Here is a 16,775-nt window from a genome sequence, read left to right on the forward strand (position 1 = left end):
TCGCCTCTCATTACGACTCCTCAGGCGGCCAAAACAGCGCGCTGGCACAAGAGCTCGCCGCAAAGCTGGGCGCCCGCCTGAAGCCGGTGCTGATGGCCCAGCAGGACAACACCTATGATTGCGGCGTCTTCGTCCTCGACGCCACCCGGGCGCTGACCGCACGCCTGGCTGAAGCCGAACCGCCCACCGGCCGGCCGCTCCACCTCGACACCCTCGTCGCCGACCGCCAGGCCTTGCTGGACCGCCTCAGGTCGCTTATCGGCTCCGGTCCATGAAGCGACTCGGATCTGCAGCGGCGGCACGACGATGAAGATCAGCATGCCCCACAGGAAGACGATGGCCACGGCTACCGCGGCAATCGCACCGGGCTTGGTAAAGACGACAAACAGCAGGGCCATGGCGAGGAGCGTGGCGATCACACGTCGGCATCAGCTTCCAGTCTGCCGCCGATGATGTTGCCGATGGTCATGCCGGCGCCGAACAAGAGCAGCACCCAGGTCACGGTCGCCGTCGACAGGCCGGAAACGTCGATCCGATACGGCTTGATGTAGGTGAAGACGGCGAAGAGGCTGGCCGAGGCCAGCGAGGCGATCGCGCTGACGAAATGTTGGCGAGAACTTCGGCGGTTTTTTTCGCCACTAGCCGTTGGCCACGGCCTCACATGCCTGCGCCCGCGAGCGCCAATGGCCGGCACGCGGCTGAGCGATCTCATACGCATCGCATGTCTGCGCCACATGCTGGCCTCTGATGCCATACTGCCTTGCGATTTCGGTCATCGGTTTCGACCAGACCAGATCGTAGGGCTCGGCCCGCGTCATTCTCAGCACGTATCTTCCTCTCGTATCAATCGCCAGCAACGTGAGCCAGCCTCTCGGCAATTTAGACGCGCTTGGCCTTACCTCCGCCTAAATGAAGATTTCGTGGATGCGCTCGGGCCGCGCCATTCATCCAAACGGAACGACACGACGTAGAGGAATATCCGCCCTAATTTTTCTTACCCCAGGTAGCCGGGAAAGGACTTCCCGGTGGATCTCTTCGTAGCCCCGGATGTCTTTTACGCAGACGTATAGAAGGTAATCCGTCTTGCCGCTCACCGCATAGCATTCTTCGATTTCAGGGTGCTTTCGAAGAGAATTTTCGAAGCGCTCGACCGTGTGTGAGCTAACGGCCTCCAACTCGATCCGGACCGGGATTTTGCTACCGGTTGTCAAATTTCTCTCTCCGGTTTTTCCAACTTAAACACCTCATGGAGTCAGCCGCGGTTTCAGCGGGATCGAGCCGCGGGGAGAAAACCGCTGTGCGGGGTTGACCCACGCTTTCTATTCGAACCCAAACTGCCGACGACAGTATGTCTCCCTTTGAAGTTGCGCGAAGACCTCTCGTATAGCCAGGCCTACACCTGGCTTGCAAGTCGCCCGACGATCGCCCGCGCAAACATGTCGTACCTGGCATAGTCACGATCCGATGAATTCACGTCGAATGACGACGTTGTCGCCGGGGGAGGGCGAATATCCTCTTTGGCCATCGGGGCAGTACGGTGCCACAGATGACGGCCCGGATTGCTGGCATGGGGGCGCGATTTCATCCCGCGCCTGGCTGCAACCTCGTCGGATCATGAATACGATCGCTTTATTGAGAAGGAGGGGCCAAAAGCGTAGCGATGGATGACCAGCCAGGGGCAACTCCAAGAAAGTTGAGCAAGGTTTTCCGTCCGCGGCGTTCTGCCGAAGGCGTGACGTGGTCATGAAATAACCTTCTGACCACCTCGACATCAGCGTACCGCGGTTGAAGTAGATAGCGAGCCGATCGCCGGCATCGCCAGAGGCGACCAGCGGTCCCGTCCGATCCGAGCGGCTCGCAGCGTCGGGGACAAAGGCCTTGGCACAGATTGCCAAATGTTTGGTTTGGCCAGCAATGTTGCCGCGTGTCTTGGTTTTGCCATTGGCCCGGCTTCGGGGCGGTCGCGCTTCGCCAATCCTGTCGACGTCGGCAAGCCATCGGCCATACTTCGCAGCCCCACTGGCGTCATCAGATTGCCCGCGATTGCCACCACGCCGCAGCGGCCCGGGGAGGGGGCCTTGTTGCAGTAAGCGGGCTTCGTCGTGCCGCGCTCCTCCTTCAATCGCCACCTTCTCATCGCACCGAACTCGATGCTGCCAGAGGTAAAATCGTGCGGCTCTGACATGGATCAGGGCAAACAGGCCGCGACTGCGTAATTGATGCGACGCGGATTGGCGTCCGCCGGAATTTCCAGATCGGGACTTGCGATGAAATTTGGCACAGAGATCGTCCTTCTAGGCCTTTTTGCTTTTGGCGCCCTCGTAGCCGCCGGCTTCGGTGTGGATGAACCATTTCGCCAGCACATGTGGGTTTTGTTCTTCGCCGTGGCTGGCTTCAACGCGATGCTGATGCGCAACACCGAGTTCAAGCCCGCGGCGCCGATCGACCCTTCCGCCTACATGGATGGACCGATCCGCTACGGGGCCATCGCAACGGTGTTCTGGGGTGTCATCGGCATGCTGGTCGGCGTGGTCATTGCGCTCCAGCTTGCATTCCCTCACCTCAATATCGAGCCCTGGTTCAATTTCGGCCGGTTGCGGCCGCTTCATACCTCCGGCGTCATCTTCGCCTTCGGCGGCAACGCGCTGCTTTGCACGTCCTTGTATGTGGTCCAGCGTACGTGCCGCGCGCGCCTCTTCGGCGGCAACCTCGCCTGGTTCGTCTTCTGGGGTTACCAGCTCTTCATCGTCATGGCCGCGACCGGCTATCTGCTGGGCATCACGGAGAGCCGCGAATATGCCGAGCCGGAATGGTACGTCGACATCTGGCTGACAATCGTGTGGGTCGCGTACCTGATCCTTTTCCTTGGCACCATCCTGAAGCGCAAGGAACCGCATATCTACGTCGCCAACTGGTTCTACCTCTCCTTCATCGTCACCATTGCGATGCTGCATGTGGTCAACAACCTGTCGATGCCGGTCTCTTTCCTGGGGTCCAAGAGCTACTCCGCCTTCTCAGGTGTTCAGGATGCGCTGACGCAGTGGTGGTACGGGCACAATGCCGTCGGCTTCTTCCTGACGGCCGGCTTCCTCGGCATGATGTATTACTTCGTGCCCAAGCAGGCGAACCGGCCGGTCTACTCCTACCGCCTGTCCATCATCCATTTCTGGGCGCTGATCTTCCTCTATATCTGGGCCGGGCCGCACCATCTCCACTACACCGCCCTGCCAGACTGGGCACAGACGCTGGGCATGGTGTTCTCGATCATGCTTTGGATGCCGTCCTGGGGCGGCATGATCAACGGCCTGATGACGCTCTCCGGTGCCTGGGACAAGCTGCGCACCGATCCCATCATCCGCATGATGGTCGCGGCCGTCGCCTTCTACGGCATGTCGACCTTTGAAGGGCCGATTATGTCGATCAAGACCGTCAACTCGCTCTCGCACTACACGGACTGGACCATCGGCCACGTCCATTCGGGCGCGCTTGGCTGGGTCGGCATGATCTCGTTCGGCGCGATCTACTACATGGTGCCCAAGCTCTGGAACCGCGAGCGTCTCTACTCGCTGCGCCTCGTCACCTGGCACTTCTGGCTGGCGACCCTTGGCATCGTCGTCTACGCGGCCGTGATGTGGGTTTCCGGCATCATGCAGGGCCTGATGTGGCGCGAGTACGACGAGCAGGGCTTCCTCGTCTATTCCTTCGCCGAAACGGTCGCCGCCATGCATCCCTACTACGTCATGCGCGCCGCAGGCGGCGCCATGTACCTCTCCGGTGCACTGATCATGGCTTGGAACATCACAATGACCATCTTTGGCCACCAACGAGAAGAGGATCCGATGCCGGGCTCTGTCGCCGCCCTCCAGCCTGCGCGATCAGGAGCCAGAAAATGGGCTTGATGGACAAGCACGCGCTGATCGAGAAGAACGCCACGCTACTTCTCGTCGGGTCCCTGCTGGTCGTGACCGTCGGCGGCATCGTCGAGATCGCGCCGCTTTTCTATCTCGAGAACACGATCGAGAAGGTGGAGGGCATGCGCCCCTACACCCCGCTCGAGCTCGCCGGCCGCAACATCTATGTGCGCGAGGGATGCTACCTCTGCCACAGCCAGATGATCAGGCCGTTCCGTGACGAAGTGGAGCGCTACGGCCATTACAGCCTGGCGGCCGAGTCGATGTACGACCATCCGTTCCAGTGGGGATCCAAGCGCACCGGGCCGGACCTGGCACGGGTCGGCGACCGCTACTCCAACAGCTGGCACGTTCAGCACCTCACCGATCCGCGTTCCGTCGTGCCGGAATCCATCATGCCGAGCTATGGCTTCCTGAAGGATACACCGATCGAGGTGAAGGACTTCTCCATGCACCTCGTCGCCAACCGGCGCGTCGGTGTCCCCTACACCCACGACCTGGTCGTGCAAGCCAACGCCGATCTGATGGCGCAGGCCGATCCCAACGCCGACACGTCCGGACTGGAAAGCCGCTATCCGAAAGCCAAGGTCGGCGACTTCGACGGCAATCCGCAACAGGTCACCGAGATGGACGCCCTGGTCGCCTATCTGCAGATGCTCGGCACGCTCGTCGACTTCAAGAACTACGACGAAGCCGCCGGCTACCGCTGAGGAGAACAAACCGATGGAATACAACCTGATGCGCGAGTTTGCCGACAGCTGTGGCCTGCTTGCCATGGTGCTCTTCTTTGCTGGATGCGTTGCCTTCGCGCTCAGACCGGGCGGTCGCAGTCAGGCTCATGAAGCCGCACACATCCCCTTCAAAGACGACTGATCATGAGCACGCAGTATATCGATGATATGTCGGGCATCTCAACCACCGGTCATGAGTGGGACGGCATCAGGGAACTCAACAACCCCCTGCCGCGGTGGTGGGTGGTCACCTTCTACGTCACCATCGCCTGGGCGATCGGCTACACCATCGCTTATCCGGCTTGGCCGATGCTGACCTTTGCAACAAAAGGTGCGCTCGGCTATTCAAGCCGCAATGACGTCAAGAACAAGATGGCTGCGGCCGAAGCCGCCAAGGCCAAATATGTCGCGGCGATCCAGTCCAAGAGCGTCTCCGAAATCGCCGGCGACGACGCGCTGCGCGAGTTTGCCGTCTCGGCCGGCGGCGCGGCATTCAAGGTCAACTGCGTGCAATGCCACGGATCCGGCGCGCAAGGTTCGAAAGGATTTCCGAACCTTAACGATGACGATTGGCTGTGGGGAGGCAAGACGGGAGAGATCCAGCAAACGATCACGCACGGCATTCGTTTCACCGCGGATGGTGACACCCGCCAGTCGGAGATGCCTGCCTTCGTCGATGTGCTCAAGCCCGAACAGATCGCCCAGGTCAGCGCTTTCGTTGCCAGCCTCTCGGGGACCATCAAGGACAAGAGCCTGATTGAGCCCGGCGCCAAGGTCTTCGCGGAAAACTGCGCTGTCTGCCATGGTGAGAACGCAAAGGGCAACAGGGAATTCGGCGCACCCGATCTGACCGATGCCATCTGGCTCTATGGACCAGGCGAGACGGCGATAGCCGCCCAGGTGCGCACCCCGAAACAAGGCGTGATGCCAGCGTGGATCGAGCGCCTCGGCGAGATCAAGGTCAAGGAACTTGCAGTCTATGTCCATTCGCTTGGCGGCGGAGAGTAGGCGGCGGCCTATTCTCGGCCCTCCCCCCGCCAAGCGACGAGGCCCGGCGCGAGCCGGGCCTCGACCGTGTTGCGGCAGTCCGCGATTGAACTTCCTCAACGCGACGCTGCCCGCCATGCGGCAAGGGTCGCCCGACCATCGGCCAGAACCCGTGGCCGAGTGTCGGGCGCGAACATCGTCGCTGGTCACCGGAGCTTCTCGTGCTTGATAACAAGCAGATAAAATGGCTCGAAGCCGAAGCGGTCAACTCCGCCACGACACGCCAGCCGCTCTATGCCGCGCGCAAGAAGGTCTTCCCCAAGCGCGCCTCCGGCCGTTTCCGCCAGTTCAAATGGCTGGTCATGGCGATCACGCTCGGCATCTATTATCTCACGCCCTGGCTGCGCTGGGATCGTGGCGCCTTCGCCCCCGACCAGGCCGTTCTCATCGATCTGGCGAACCGTCGTTTCTACTTCTTCTTCATCGAGATCTGGCCGCAGGAATTCTACTACGTCGCCGGCCTGCTGGTCATGGCCGGCGTCGGCCTGTTCCTCCTTACATCGACGATCGGGCGGGCCTGGTGCGGCTATACCTGCCCGCAGACGGTCTGGGTCGACCTGTTCCTTGTCGTCGAGCGCGCCGTCGAAGGCGACCGCAATGCCCGCATGAAACTGGACGCCGCACCATGGACCGCACGCAAGCTGGTCCTGCGAGCATCGAAGCACGCGATCTGGCTGGTCATAGCGGTGGCCACCGGCGGCGCCTGGATCTTTTACTTCGCCGACGCGCCTAGGTTGCTCGGCGAAGTCGCCACCGGAACCGCCGCGCCCGTCGCTTATGTCACCATCGGCGTTCTGACCGGAACCACCTATCTGTTCGGCGGGCTGATGCGCGAGCAGGTCTGCACCTACATGTGCCCGTGGCCGCGCATCCAGGCCGCCATGCTCGACGAAAATTCGTTGACTGTGACTTACAACGACTGGCGTGGCGAGCCGCGGTCACGCCATGCCAAGAAGGCATTGGCGGCCGGCCTGCCGGTCGGCGACTGCGTCGACTGCAAGGCCTGTGTCGCCGTCTGCCCGATGGGGGTCGACATTCGCGACGGCCAGCAGCTCGAATGCATCACCTGCGCGCTGTGCATAGACGCCTGCGACAACATCATGGATAAGCTCGGCCGTGAACGCGGGCTGATCTCCTACGCGACGCTTTCCGACTACAACACCAACATGGCCATAGCGACGGCAGGCGGCACCCACCCGATCGATCCCACTCTCGTTCGGACCGCCGGCGGCGCTTTCTCCGACAAACTGACGCATTTCCACGTTCACAAGATCTCTCGTCCGCGCACCTTTGTCTACATGGGCTTGTGGTCACTGGTCGGCATCGGACTGCTCTTTTCACTGATGACCCGCAACCGGCTCCAGGTGAACGTGCTTCACGACCGCAACCCGCAATTCGTGACGCTGTCCGATGGATCCATCCGCAACGGCTACACTGTGAAGCTGCTAAACATGACCCCTGAGCCGCGAACCATAGTCGTCACGATGCAGGGACTGGAAGGCGCGCAAATGAACCTCGTTGGCTCTGACCTGCCCGCAGGCCGTTCCTTCGCTATCCCCGTCGAACCCGACCGCCTCAAAACGTTGAAAATCTTCGTGCGCCAGCCCGCCAATCAGCTCCGGGGCCAGACACAGACCTTCACGTTCGTCGCAAACGACCAGGCCGGTTTGGAATCGGACCGATACATCGCCACCTTCAACGCGCCGGAGACGACCAGGTGAGCACCAAAACAGAGCAACCTCGCGAATTCACCGGCCGGCACATGCTTCTCATCATCTCGGCCTTTTTCAGCGTGGTCGTCAGCGTCAATGCATTGATGGCGACGCTTGCCACTACAAGCTGGACCGGGCTCATCGTCGAAAACGCCTACGTGGCGAGCCAGCAATTCAACAAGAACGCGGATGAAGGCCGCGCTCAAGCGGCACTTGGCTGGAAGAGCCAGTTGACCATTGTCGGTGGCGAGGTTCGCTACAGCCTCGCGGATGCGGCTGGCAAGCCTGTCGCATTGCATGGCGTCAAGGTGCTCTTTCGTCATCCCGCCTACGAAGCCGAGGACTACTCCATCACTTTAGCCCTTGCCTCCGGTCAGGAATACGCGGCCCGGCATACGCCCCGCAATGGCGTCTGGATCGCTGAGGTGGACGCGGACGCAGGTCTTGCGAAGCCCTATCGGGAAGTCCGCCGAGTCATCGTTTCCAATGGGGCGTTGCAATGAGTTGCTGTGCACCTGGCGCCGAGATGGTTCCGGATCCAGGCAGCGTGACGCCGGACCTGCCCTCAAACCAGGAAATCAGGCTGGCAAGCCGCCGTCTTGGCGACGGCATCATTCAGTCGGACTTGTCGGTCCCGACGGTCCACTGCGGAGCCTGCATCCAGGCGATCGAGGCAGCACTCGCAAAACTCGACCGCGTCGAGGGCGCGCGCGTCAACCTATCGACGAAACGGGTGTCGGTGCAATGGCGCGAAGGTGAGGTGCCGCCGATCATGGCCACGCTCGAAGGACTGGGTCATCCGGCGCACCTCTTCGAAACCGACGGCGACGAGAAGGACGGGATGCTTTCGGGATTGGTCCGGGCAGTCGCGGTCGCAGGCTTCGCTGCGGGCAATATCATGCTTCTGTCGGTCTCTGTCTGGTCGGGCGCTGAAGGGCCGACCCGCGATCTGTTCCACTGGGTCTCGGCGCTGATCGCCATTCCCGCGCTTGCATTCGGCGGCGGCATCTTCTTCCGGTCGGCCTGGAATGCGCTGCGACATGGCCGCATGAACATGGACGTCCCGATCGCTGTCGGAGTTTCGCTCGGCTATGCGATGAGCCTCTACGAGACAGTCATTCATGGCGAGCACGCCTATTTCGACGCGTCGGTATCGCTGCTGTTCTTTCTGCTGATCGGCCGCACGCTCGACCACCTGCTGCGCGAACGGGCCCGAACCGCCGTCAAGGGCCTGTCCCGGCTGGCTGCCCGCGGTGCCATGGTCTTGCGCGATAACGGCGCACGCGACTATCTGCCGGTCGGCGAGATCGAACCGGGCATGCGTGTGTTGATCGCCGCTGGCGAACGGGTACCCGTCGACGGCAGGATCGTTCAAGGCACGTCGGACATTGATTGCTCACTAGTCTCGGGCGAGAGCACACCACTAGACGCCGACGCGGGAGAACTGGTCCAGGCCGGCATGCTCAACCTGACCGGCCCGCTGACTGTCGAGGCGATCGCGGCCGCCAAGGATTCCTTTCTGGCGGAAACGGTCCGTCTGCTGGAGGCCGCCGAGGGCGGCCGCGCCCACTATCGCCGGATCGCAGACCGCGTTGCCGTGCTTTATGCGCCGGTGGTACACCTGACGGCGTTCGCGACGTTTCTTGGCTGGATGGCCGCCAGTGGAGACTGGCACAAGGCGATGACGATCGCCATCGCCGTCCTGATCATAACCTGCCCCTGCGCACTCGGCCTTGCCGTGCCCATCGTCCAGGTTGTCGCCGCGCGACGACTGTTCGACAACGGCATCATGGTCAAGGACGGGTCGGCCCTGGAACGCCTGGCGGCGATCGACACGGTGGTCTTCGACAAGACGGGCACTCTGACGCTGGGAAAACCCCGGCTCGTCAACAGGTCGTCTATCGATCCGGCCATGCTGGCCATCGCCGCCGCGATGGGCGCGCATTCCCGCCATCCGCTTTCGCAGGCGCTCGCCGGCCTCGCGAGCCCGGCCGGGCAGCCGACGTTCAATGAAGTGAGAGAGCATCCGGGTTTTGGCATCGAAGCGACTGCCGCGGGCGGCACCTGGCGCTTGGGCAGGCGGGGATGGGCCGGCAGCAAGGGTCGGATCGGTGCCGAAGGAAAAACCGGTGTGACGGTGCTGACCCGAAACGGAAGGCTCGTCGCATCCTTCGAATTCGAGGACGCCTTGCGGGCGGACGCGGACACGGCCATTGCGCAGTTGAAACATGCCGGACTTACGGTGGAAATGTTGTCCGGCGATACGGTCGCCGCATGCGCCGTAGTCGCCGACGCGCTAAAGCTCGACCGTTTTACCCCCGCTCTCGTGCCCTCGGGAAAGGTCCAGCGGATCAGGCAGCTGACCAATGATGGTCACCGGGTCTTGATGGTCGGCGATGGCCTGAACGACACGCCCGCGCTGGGCGCGGCGCATGTCTCGATCGCTCCGGCCAGCGCCGCCGACATTAGCCGCAACGCTGCGGATTTCGTATTCCTTCGCGAGAGCCTATGGGCGGTACCCCTTGCCTTGGACGTCTCGCGGAGGGCGGGACGGTTGGTCCGCCAGAACATCGCCATCGCGATCGTCTATAATGCGATTGCCGTGCCGATCGCTATTCTTGGACACGTCACTCCGCTGATCGCCGCCATCGCCATGTCCGCCTCGTCGCTGCTTGTCATTGGAAACGCGCTGCGCCTGCAAGGCTTTGCACCTACCACGACGGCTCCTTCGGCAACGCGCGCGGGCATTCGCGCATGGGTGCAGCCCTCATGACGACGCTCGTCTACCTATTGCCAGCAGCGCTGTTCCTTGGCGCGCTTGGGCTATCCGGCTTTCTATGGGCGTTAAGGAGTGGTCAATACGAGGATCTCCACGGGGCCGCCGAGCGCGTCCTCATCGACTGGGACGACAAGCTGGAACGCTGACCCGATCACTGTGCCGGCGATTGTACGGATGGCGGTGGTCAGCCGGGTCGACTTGGTCGGGGCCAGACTACCAAGGCTCCCACAGCTCGCCAAGCGACGTTCAATTAGCCCTACCGCTCGAAGGACTTGTCTTCCGTTCCTCCGTGCAGGCGGCTGACGTGACAAAATACCTCGCATGGCAGACGGGAGCGTCCGATGTTTGCTTAGAAATGCTGCCGAGCCGATGCGACGGGCGCGAAAAACGGATCAGCCAAGGTTAAGTTTGTCGAACGTACGCCGGAGGGGTGCCCGTCATTCCAGGATGACGTGACCACATGGCCGACATTTTCTTGGGCCGTTGACCAGTCGAGCATAAAACCCGCCGCTGTCGGCTTTGCCGCGTCTGGCTGATCCAGATCAAGGTTATCTTCTGACCGGCGTGGTTACGTCGACCAATCCTTCAAGGGAGAATGCATGTCTAACGGACAGTGTGGTCGTTACCTTCAGCGAATCGCCGTAGTGAGAATCCCCCTTGCTGGCTGGCAATCTGCCTGGCTCGGCCCGCGATCCTATCGGCTGCGTTGCTGGCTGCATCCTTCATTGCGGATTTATGCGCATTCTTGTGTCCAGTGGCTTGAGGCAATGCGGCGCACACTGGCAGCCAGGGCAACCGGTCCACGGATTGCGGCTCGATGCAACCAGCACCTCACCCAGATAGCCGACGCGATGGCAGCGCGCTGATGGCCAGCAGCGATGACAGTTTCGACATCATCGTCGCCGGAGCCGGGCCGGTCGGACTTTCCTTCGCCGCATCGCTTGCAAAGAGCGATCTCAAAGTGGCGGTGGTTGAGCAGCAGGCCCTCGAAAGCCTGGCGAAGCCGCCTTTCGATGGTCGCGAGATCGCGCTGACCTTCGCCTCGATCAGCATCCTTCGCGAGCTCGGCGCCTGGGACGCCATCTCCGCTGGTCACAAGTCACCAGTGCAAGGCGCGCGCGTGCTCAACGGATCGAGCCCTTTCGCTCTGTGTTTCGATCCTCCAAGAGGATCTGCAGAACCACTCGGATTTCTGGTCCCAAATTGTCGGATCCGCGATGCCCTGTTCAAGATCATCCGCTCGCACCACCGTGTCCAGCTGCTATGCGGCCACTCGGTCGTTGATGTAACCAACAGCCGCAAAGGGGCGGTCGTAAAGCTTTCCGACGGCAGGCGGTTGACCGCTCGGCTTTTCGTTGCAGCAGATTCGCGTCTGTCGCGAACGCGCGACCTGCTCGGCATCGCCGCCGACATCAATCGGCTTGGCAGCTCGATGGTGATTTGCCGGGTCAGGCACGAGCGCGCCCACCATCAGCTCGCAACCGAATGGTTCGATCACCATCAGACCATAGCGATCTTGCCGCTGATGGAAGGCGAATCGTCATTGCTTGTCACATTGCGCGCAAACGAGGCCAATAGACTTCTTGCTTTAGACGACGATCTGTTCCTGATCGAATTGACGGACCGGTGTCGAGGGCGCCTCGGAAAAATGACCCTTGCAAGCAAACGCCATATCTATCCGTTGGTCACGACCTGGGCGCACAGCTTCTGGGCTCCAAGCGCCGCACTCGTCGGCGACGCTGCCGTCGGCATGCACCCGGTGACCGCCCATGGCTTCAACATCGGCCTCGGCGGCCAAAAGCAACTCGCCCGTAGAATCCTGACAGCACGTCGCGACCGTCGCGACATTGCCGATCCCGACATGCTCCACAGATATGATAGCTGTCTTCGGCTGTCGGCGGCACCGCTCTATCATGCTACGAATCTACTCGTCGGACTCTACTCAGGCGAGCACGCGGCGACACGGCTTGCAAGGCATGTCGGGCTTCGCCTTGCCCAATATTTTCCCTTTGTCCGCCGTGGCATTTCGGCCGTGCTGAGGCGGTGAAACACAGGCATGGGTAGCTCCCCCCTGGCACGACGCCTTCTGCATCGCCGCTCGGTGGTGACGAAGCCGCCCGCGAGCGGGCCCTCAACGGCACTGAAGCGAGCGGTACGGCAGCGGAGGCCGGGTTGCCGAACACCTCGCCTGGTTCGAAAAAGCACCGATGACCACCGATCTATCCAGCTGCACCAGGTTCTGGACGTCACCTTCGCGTGCCCCGGCTCGAGCGGCCCCAGCCGATTTCCCTGCTACCGATCCTCACCAGGTACCGCGTCGCGCTCCTGCACGGTCCTGACAATTCCCATTTCTCTGAGACGAAGGACAACGACATGCTGCATTCTCAAAAGTCCATGAAGGCTGGGACATGGTCTTTTTCGCCGCTGCGAAGCGCACCTAATCGGCCAACAGCAGCCGCCCGCAGTTCAGCGGCGAAGAAGTCAAGGCCCCACACTGATGTGCCAAATGAAAAAGCCAGTGAGCGTGCAAAGCGCGTCACCTTCAAGGCCGTCATCACTTCTTGTGTCCTGTTGTCGGCGCCATCGTTCGCTGCGGAGGGGAAGGGCCCATTTTACATCGACAATGGGAACATCGTGGTTTCCGGCGAAATCGGTCTTGCCGACATCAGGGCCCAGGAATTTGTCTACTGGAAGCACGACGACTGGCACAATCACAAGGTCAGCCAGCTGGATTGGAAGAGCATAGAGGTCACTCTGCTGACGGTTGGGGTCAGTGCACCCATCGATAAGGAATGGAGCTTAAAGAGTAGATTCGATGTCGGTATTGGCGGCGACGGGCACCTGCTCGATCGCGATTGGGTCAGCAAGCTCCACGACAGCTGGAGCGGCCGCGCGGTTATGCCCGATACCGACCTCGATCACTATTTCGCCGGTTCGATCGAGGTTGACCGGATCGTCGGCAGCAATGAGACCGGCAGTCTCGCGGTCGGTGCGGGCTTGCGCTATACTGATGTTATGTGGACAGCCTTTGGGGGATACGGCATCGAATCCAGCGGGGATCCGCTCTTTCGCGACCGACACGAAATCTGGTCGGGAAACCATAAAGTCATCAGCAATCGGCAAAAAATTCCGGTTGGCTTCGTGACCCTGAGCGGCGAACAAGCCCTCGGCGACCTTAGTATCAGTGGCGGCATTCGAGCTGGCCTGAGCATCGGCTTCCAGGACATAGACGACCACTGGGGCGAGCATCGCTTTTACAGTGACCTATACACAGCACCGACGATGGGAGCCGATATCGCGGTTAGTTACGCGGTAACGCCATGCGCCTCCCTGTATCTGCGGGGGTCCTTCGATCGGGTGTTTCACACCCGCGGCGACGAACAAAGCTTAGACACGGCCAAAGGGCAGTTCGAGGGCCAGTGGAAAGATAATGTCGCGGCGACGTTCCAAGCCATGTCAGTCTCCCTTGGTCTCAAGGCCACTTTTTGAGGATGCTGAGACATGCACCTTTGCCGAAGCGCCGAAGGAGGCCGAGACTGCTATGGGCGCTCGATCGCTTCCAGCCATTGCCTCAGCCGAAGCGGCACGCTCACCGAGTGACGTGTTCACGATCGTTGGGCGCCGGTGCGCTTACGTTCTTGATTGTCGGACCGTGATTTATCCATGGTCGCGCCAGCGCCGACAACCTTGGTAAAACCCGCTCCCGACGTACGATGATAGCGGGGTCGTTCACAAAACCTGTCTGGATTGCGCACGCTTCAGATCAGCTCGGGCCGCCATCAGGCATGCCAGACATTGTGTCTGGCGGGCCAAATAAGCTGGCGCATCGCCGTAAACCCGCTTCGTCGCGAGGACGCGCTTTTCCAGGGCGCTGCTAAGATTGGATTTTGCCGCGATATGCGGCGCGGGGCGGTACCCGCCGCGGATCGTCATCTACTCAAACGAGCACCGGGCGGCCCGATTTGCAAGACATGTGGGGCTTCGCTTGGGTCAATATCTTCCGTTCGTCCGGCACGGCATTGCGAACATGCTTGAGCGATGAAAAAGCTGCCAGTAGATTTTCGGGCCATTGCGGCGGATGGATTGCCAGGTGCGCTGCGAAGTTCCCCCGAGCAAGTTGCTGTCCCTGGCGCGCAATTCGGCAGGGATTTCCGGCTGGAGGTCCTTCGTTCCCGAGTTCCTGGGTGACATTTTCGTCGGCCCCGGGGTCGCGTCGGCTGAGGAAACGGAGCCTCCGCCGGATCTTGCCTGAGCCCGCATCGCCTATGCTGGCACAAATGCTCCCGTCCGCAGGATGAGGCGAAGCGCCCCGATCCATATCTCGCCACTGGCACCGCCCCCGGTGTCGGGCTGCCGTCTTTTTTCTTGTCGGAACGCCAGTCAGCCGGCGAACAATTCCCTGTAGCCTGTCGTCACCATCCAGTTCGCCCGATCGAGATGGCTGCGGGCCGCATTGCGGGCCCGTTCCGGTTCGCGTTCGGGATCGATGCCGAGGATCAGCTGCGCCATTTCCTCGTAACTGGCACTGTCGGCGGCGGCGTCCAGGAACCGCATATAGGTCGTAAAATGCTCTTTGTCGTAAGCCGTGAGGCTATCCGACCAGGGAACTTCGTCTCGCATTTCGATGTCCAGTGGCTTTGTGCGAGTTCGGCTTCCGGGCGCGTCTTCCACGATCCCAGATGTGGTTTGAGCGGCTCACTATAACGAATAGGAACGATCGTTCCTAGAACGATAGTTCCGGTTCTGGTCCGTATATCGCCATGGACCTCAAAGAGGTGATGGCGATCAACATGCGTCGCGTGCGCCATCATCAGGACCTGACGCAGGAGGAATTGGCGGCGCTCGCGCAGCTCAGCATGCGTTATGTGGGCTCAATCGAGCGCGGCCGCGTCTCCGCGAGCGTAAGTGTCCTGGGTCGGCTCGCAAAAGCTCTTAATGTTGATCCTTGCGAATTGATCAAGCCGCCCCGGTGATCAAGGAATCACCGTCGGCATGACTCGTTAGATGGCGGCGTTCAACCCCTTGAACTGAGCGGCGCCTGCGCGCAGACGGCGCTCATCGGACGCTCGGGAAATCGAGCCTGCTCGGCGGGCAAAAGTCTTTCGGTCGTTCGCTCGATGCCGATAATCAACGTCACATCTCGTCCCGACATACTCCCCACCTGGCTGAGAGGGATGAATCTGACATCAAGGGATATCAAGTCGGGCGCGCGATACGATCACAACTACCTTGCGCTGCCTGCCGTCATGACAGGAAAAAGCCTTCTTGTAGCGCCCGAGATCATCGTCAGTGACCTGGTGCGCACTGGCGCTTTGAATGTGGTGCCCGGATCGCTTACGCCAAGCGGCATGCAATACCGGGCCTATGCGGTCGATCGCTCTGACAATCCCGAACTCGCTCGCGCCTTTTGCCGGTGGTTGGCTCGACTGTGTAAGAAGGCGGCGATTTCGGAGGCGCGTTAATATCGCATTCGGCTATGGAAAGGTCTCAAAAATCGATCAATCCGTTTGATTGCCAACGACGTCGCTGGATACAGGTGGCAGTAATTCGATCATTCGTCGATTCCAGAGGCGCGCAAGATGCTGCAAACTGGTCAAAGCCCCAAGCACATCTCCGGAGCCTCCACGCTGACGAGCAGGGCATCTCTGCGAGCCCATATCTGCGCCGGCCGTCTGGCCCACGTCATGGCGGCGCACAGTCCCTTGTCGGCAATCCTGGCCGAGGAGGCAGGCTTCGATGGCGTCTGGGCCTCCGGTTTCGAACTTTCCGCTCTATATGGACTGCCCGATGTAAGCCTTGTCTCCATGACGCGGCACCTCGATATGGTCCGTTCGATGGCCGAGCAATCATCGCTGCCGATCATAGCTGATATCGACACCGGCTTCGGCAACGCCATCAACGTGATCTACGCCATCGAGCAATACGAGCGTGCGGGCGCCGCCGCGGTCGTCATTGAAGACAAGGCTTTTCCAAAGGTGACGAGCCTCCTGGCAGATGGTCGCCAGGAACTCATCCGGACCGAGGAATTCGCGGGAAAAATTCGGGCGGCCGTTGCCACGCGCGCAGACGCGGACTTCCTCGTCATTGCGCGCACCGAAGCGCTGATCGCCGGACTGGGTGAAGCCGAGGCCCTGAAGCGGGCCAGGGCGTATGAAGAAGCTGGCGCCGACATGATCTTGATCCACTCCAAGCGGAAGACGCCCGACGAGGTGGAAAGTTTTGTACGAGCATGGCGCGGCGAAGTTCCGATAGTCATCGTGCCGACGGCCTACCCGGAAATGAACGAGTCGCGCATCCGCGCGCTCGGCAAGATTGCGATGGTGATCTATGGCAATCATGCCATTCGGGCAGCGGTCACCGCCATGAAGGACGTCTTTGCCCGCATCCGCGCCGACGGCGGTATTCACCGCATCGACCCCGAAATCGTGCCCGTGGAGGAAATCTTCCGACTGCAGAAAATGGACGCCCTCAAAGCGAACGAGAATCGGTTTCTGTGGTGACGTCACCAGGGCTACTTTCAAAACCCGGACCATCGAAAATAGGCCTGAGGATGACCTCCTGATGCAGCCAAGTTCGTCCGTTTCTGCATCTTCGG

At 61.1% G+C, this 16,775-nt stretch carries 15 protein-coding genes and 2 pseudogenes; 13 read left to right on the forward strand and 4 right to left on the reverse strand.

Annotated features, from left to right (window positions below):
* Nucleotides 1-278 precede the first annotated feature (278 nt).
* Together RFN28_RS15035 and RFN28_RS34855 are read right to left on the reverse strand one after the other, a co-directional pair.
* Nucleotides 279-592, reverse strand: a pseudogene (locus RFN28_RS15035) (MFS transporter); the annotation flags it as partial.
* Nucleotides 593-944: 352 nt separating this feature from the next.
* Nucleotides 945-1,211 carry an Lrp/AsnC ligand binding domain-containing protein gene (locus RFN28_RS34855; protein ID WP_430678082.1) on the reverse strand — a complete coding sequence of 89 codons (267 nt, stop codon included), beginning with the start codon at nucleotides 1,209-1,211 and terminating at the stop codon, nucleotides 945-947.
* A 1,056-nt stretch (nucleotides 1,212-2,267) separates the two neighbouring features.
* Here RFN28_RS34855 and ccoN point away from each other — a divergent pair.
* The 10 genes from ccoN to RFN28_RS15085 all read left to right on the forward strand — a co-directional run bounded on the left by ccoN (nucleotide 2,268) and on the right by RFN28_RS15085 (nucleotide 13,669).
* On the forward strand, nucleotides 2,268-3,899 hold the full coding sequence (ccoN, locus tag RFN28_RS15040; protein ID WP_320288123.1) for a cytochrome-c oxidase, cbb3-type subunit I: 1,632 nt from the start codon (nucleotides 2,268-2,270) through the stop codon (nucleotides 3,897-3,899).
* A complete protein-coding gene (gene ccoO / locus RFN28_RS15045) occupies nucleotides 3,890-4,621 on the forward strand; it encodes a cytochrome-c oxidase, cbb3-type subunit II (protein ID WP_320253015.1) in 732 nt (243 codons plus the stop codon). The genes ccoN and ccoO overlap by 10 nt, the downstream gene beginning before the upstream one ends.
* A 13-nt stretch (nucleotides 4,622-4,634) precedes the next feature.
* A complete protein-coding gene (locus tag RFN28_RS15050; protein ID WP_320253014.1) occupies nucleotides 4,635-4,784 on the forward strand; it encodes a cbb3-type cytochrome oxidase subunit 3 in 150 nt (49 codons plus the stop codon).
* Between the two features lie 2 nt (nucleotides 4,785-4,786).
* Nucleotides 4,787-5,650 carry a cytochrome-c oxidase, cbb3-type subunit III gene (gene ccoP, locus RFN28_RS15055; protein WP_320228016.1) on the forward strand — a complete coding sequence of 288 codons (864 nt, stop codon included), beginning with the start codon at nucleotides 4,787-4,789 and terminating at the stop codon, nucleotides 5,648-5,650.
* A 200-nt stretch (nucleotides 5,651-5,850) separates the two neighbouring features.
* On the forward strand, nucleotides 5,851-7,410 hold the full coding sequence (gene ccoG / locus RFN28_RS15060; RefSeq protein ID WP_320288124.1) for a cytochrome c oxidase accessory protein CcoG: 1,560 nt from the start codon (nucleotides 5,851-5,853) through the stop codon (nucleotides 7,408-7,410).
* Nucleotides 7,407-7,904, forward strand: a complete 498-nt coding sequence (locus RFN28_RS15065; protein ID WP_320217187.1) for a FixH family protein — start codon at nucleotides 7,407-7,409, stop codon at nucleotides 7,902-7,904. The genes ccoG and RFN28_RS15065 overlap by 4 nt, the downstream gene beginning before the upstream one ends.
* Complete coding sequence (locus RFN28_RS15070; RefSeq protein ID WP_320288125.1) at nucleotides 7,901-10,174, forward strand: cation-translocating P-type ATPase; 2,274 nt, start codon at nucleotides 7,901-7,903, stop codon at nucleotides 10,172-10,174. Before RFN28_RS15065 ends, RFN28_RS15070 begins: the two co-directional genes overlap by 4 nt.
* Nucleotides 10,171-10,326, forward strand: coding sequence for a cbb3-type cytochrome oxidase assembly protein CcoS (ccoS, locus tag RFN28_RS15075; protein WP_320288126.1), 156 nt, complete (start codon nucleotides 10,171-10,173; stop codon nucleotides 10,324-10,326). Before RFN28_RS15070 ends, ccoS begins: the two co-directional genes overlap by 4 nt.
* A gap of 719 nt (nucleotides 10,327-11,045) precedes the next feature.
* Nucleotides 11,046-12,227, forward strand: coding sequence for a 5-demethoxyubiquinol-8 5-hydroxylase UbiM (gene ubiM, locus RFN28_RS15080; protein WP_320217190.1), 1,182 nt, complete (start codon nucleotides 11,046-11,048; stop codon nucleotides 12,225-12,227).
* A 326-nt stretch (nucleotides 12,228-12,553) separates the two neighbouring features.
* Nucleotides 12,554-13,669: an omptin family outer membrane protease gene (locus RFN28_RS15085; RefSeq protein ID WP_320288127.1), complete on the forward strand. Its 1,116-nt coding sequence runs from the start codon at nucleotides 12,554-12,556 to the stop codon at nucleotides 13,667-13,669.
* 240 nt (nucleotides 13,670-13,909) lie between these two features.
* On the opposite strand, the gene RFN28_RS15090 is transcribed toward RFN28_RS15085, so the two are convergent.
* Nucleotides 13,910-14,113, reverse strand: a complete 204-nt coding sequence (locus tag RFN28_RS15090; RefSeq protein WP_320275748.1) for a hypothetical protein — start codon at nucleotides 14,111-14,113, stop codon at nucleotides 13,910-13,912.
* A 447-nt stretch (nucleotides 14,114-14,560) separates the two neighbouring features.
* Entirely contained in the window at nucleotides 14,561-14,800 is a 240-nt protein-coding gene (locus RFN28_RS15095; RefSeq protein ID WP_320288128.1) for a DNA -binding domain-containing protein, read from the reverse strand.
* A 140-nt stretch (nucleotides 14,801-14,940) separates the two neighbouring features.
* On the opposite strand from RFN28_RS15095, the gene RFN28_RS15100 reads away from it, so the two are divergent.
* The 3 genes and pseudogenes from RFN28_RS15100 (at nucleotide 14,941) to RFN28_RS15110 (ending at nucleotide 16,680) form a co-directional block, all read left to right on the forward strand.
* Nucleotides 14,941-15,153: a helix-turn-helix domain-containing protein gene (locus tag RFN28_RS15100; RefSeq protein ID WP_040972957.1), complete on the forward strand. Its 213-nt coding sequence runs from the start codon at nucleotides 14,941-14,943 to the stop codon at nucleotides 15,151-15,153.
* A gap of 114 nt (nucleotides 15,154-15,267) precedes the next feature.
* Nucleotides 15,268-15,642: pseudogene (locus RFN28_RS15105) on the forward strand (type 2 periplasmic-binding domain-containing protein); the annotation flags it as partial.
* A gap of 117 nt (nucleotides 15,643-15,759) precedes the next feature.
* Entirely contained in the window at nucleotides 15,760-16,680 is a 921-nt protein-coding gene (locus RFN28_RS15110; protein ID WP_320288129.1) for a phosphonopyruvate hydrolase, read from the forward strand.
* Nucleotides 16,681-16,775: the final 95 nt, after the last annotated feature.

Origin of the sequence: Mesorhizobium album, assembly GCF_033977205.1 — a bacterium.
GTDB lineage: Bacteria > Pseudomonadota > Alphaproteobacteria > Rhizobiales > Rhizobiaceae > Mesorhizobium > Mesorhizobium album.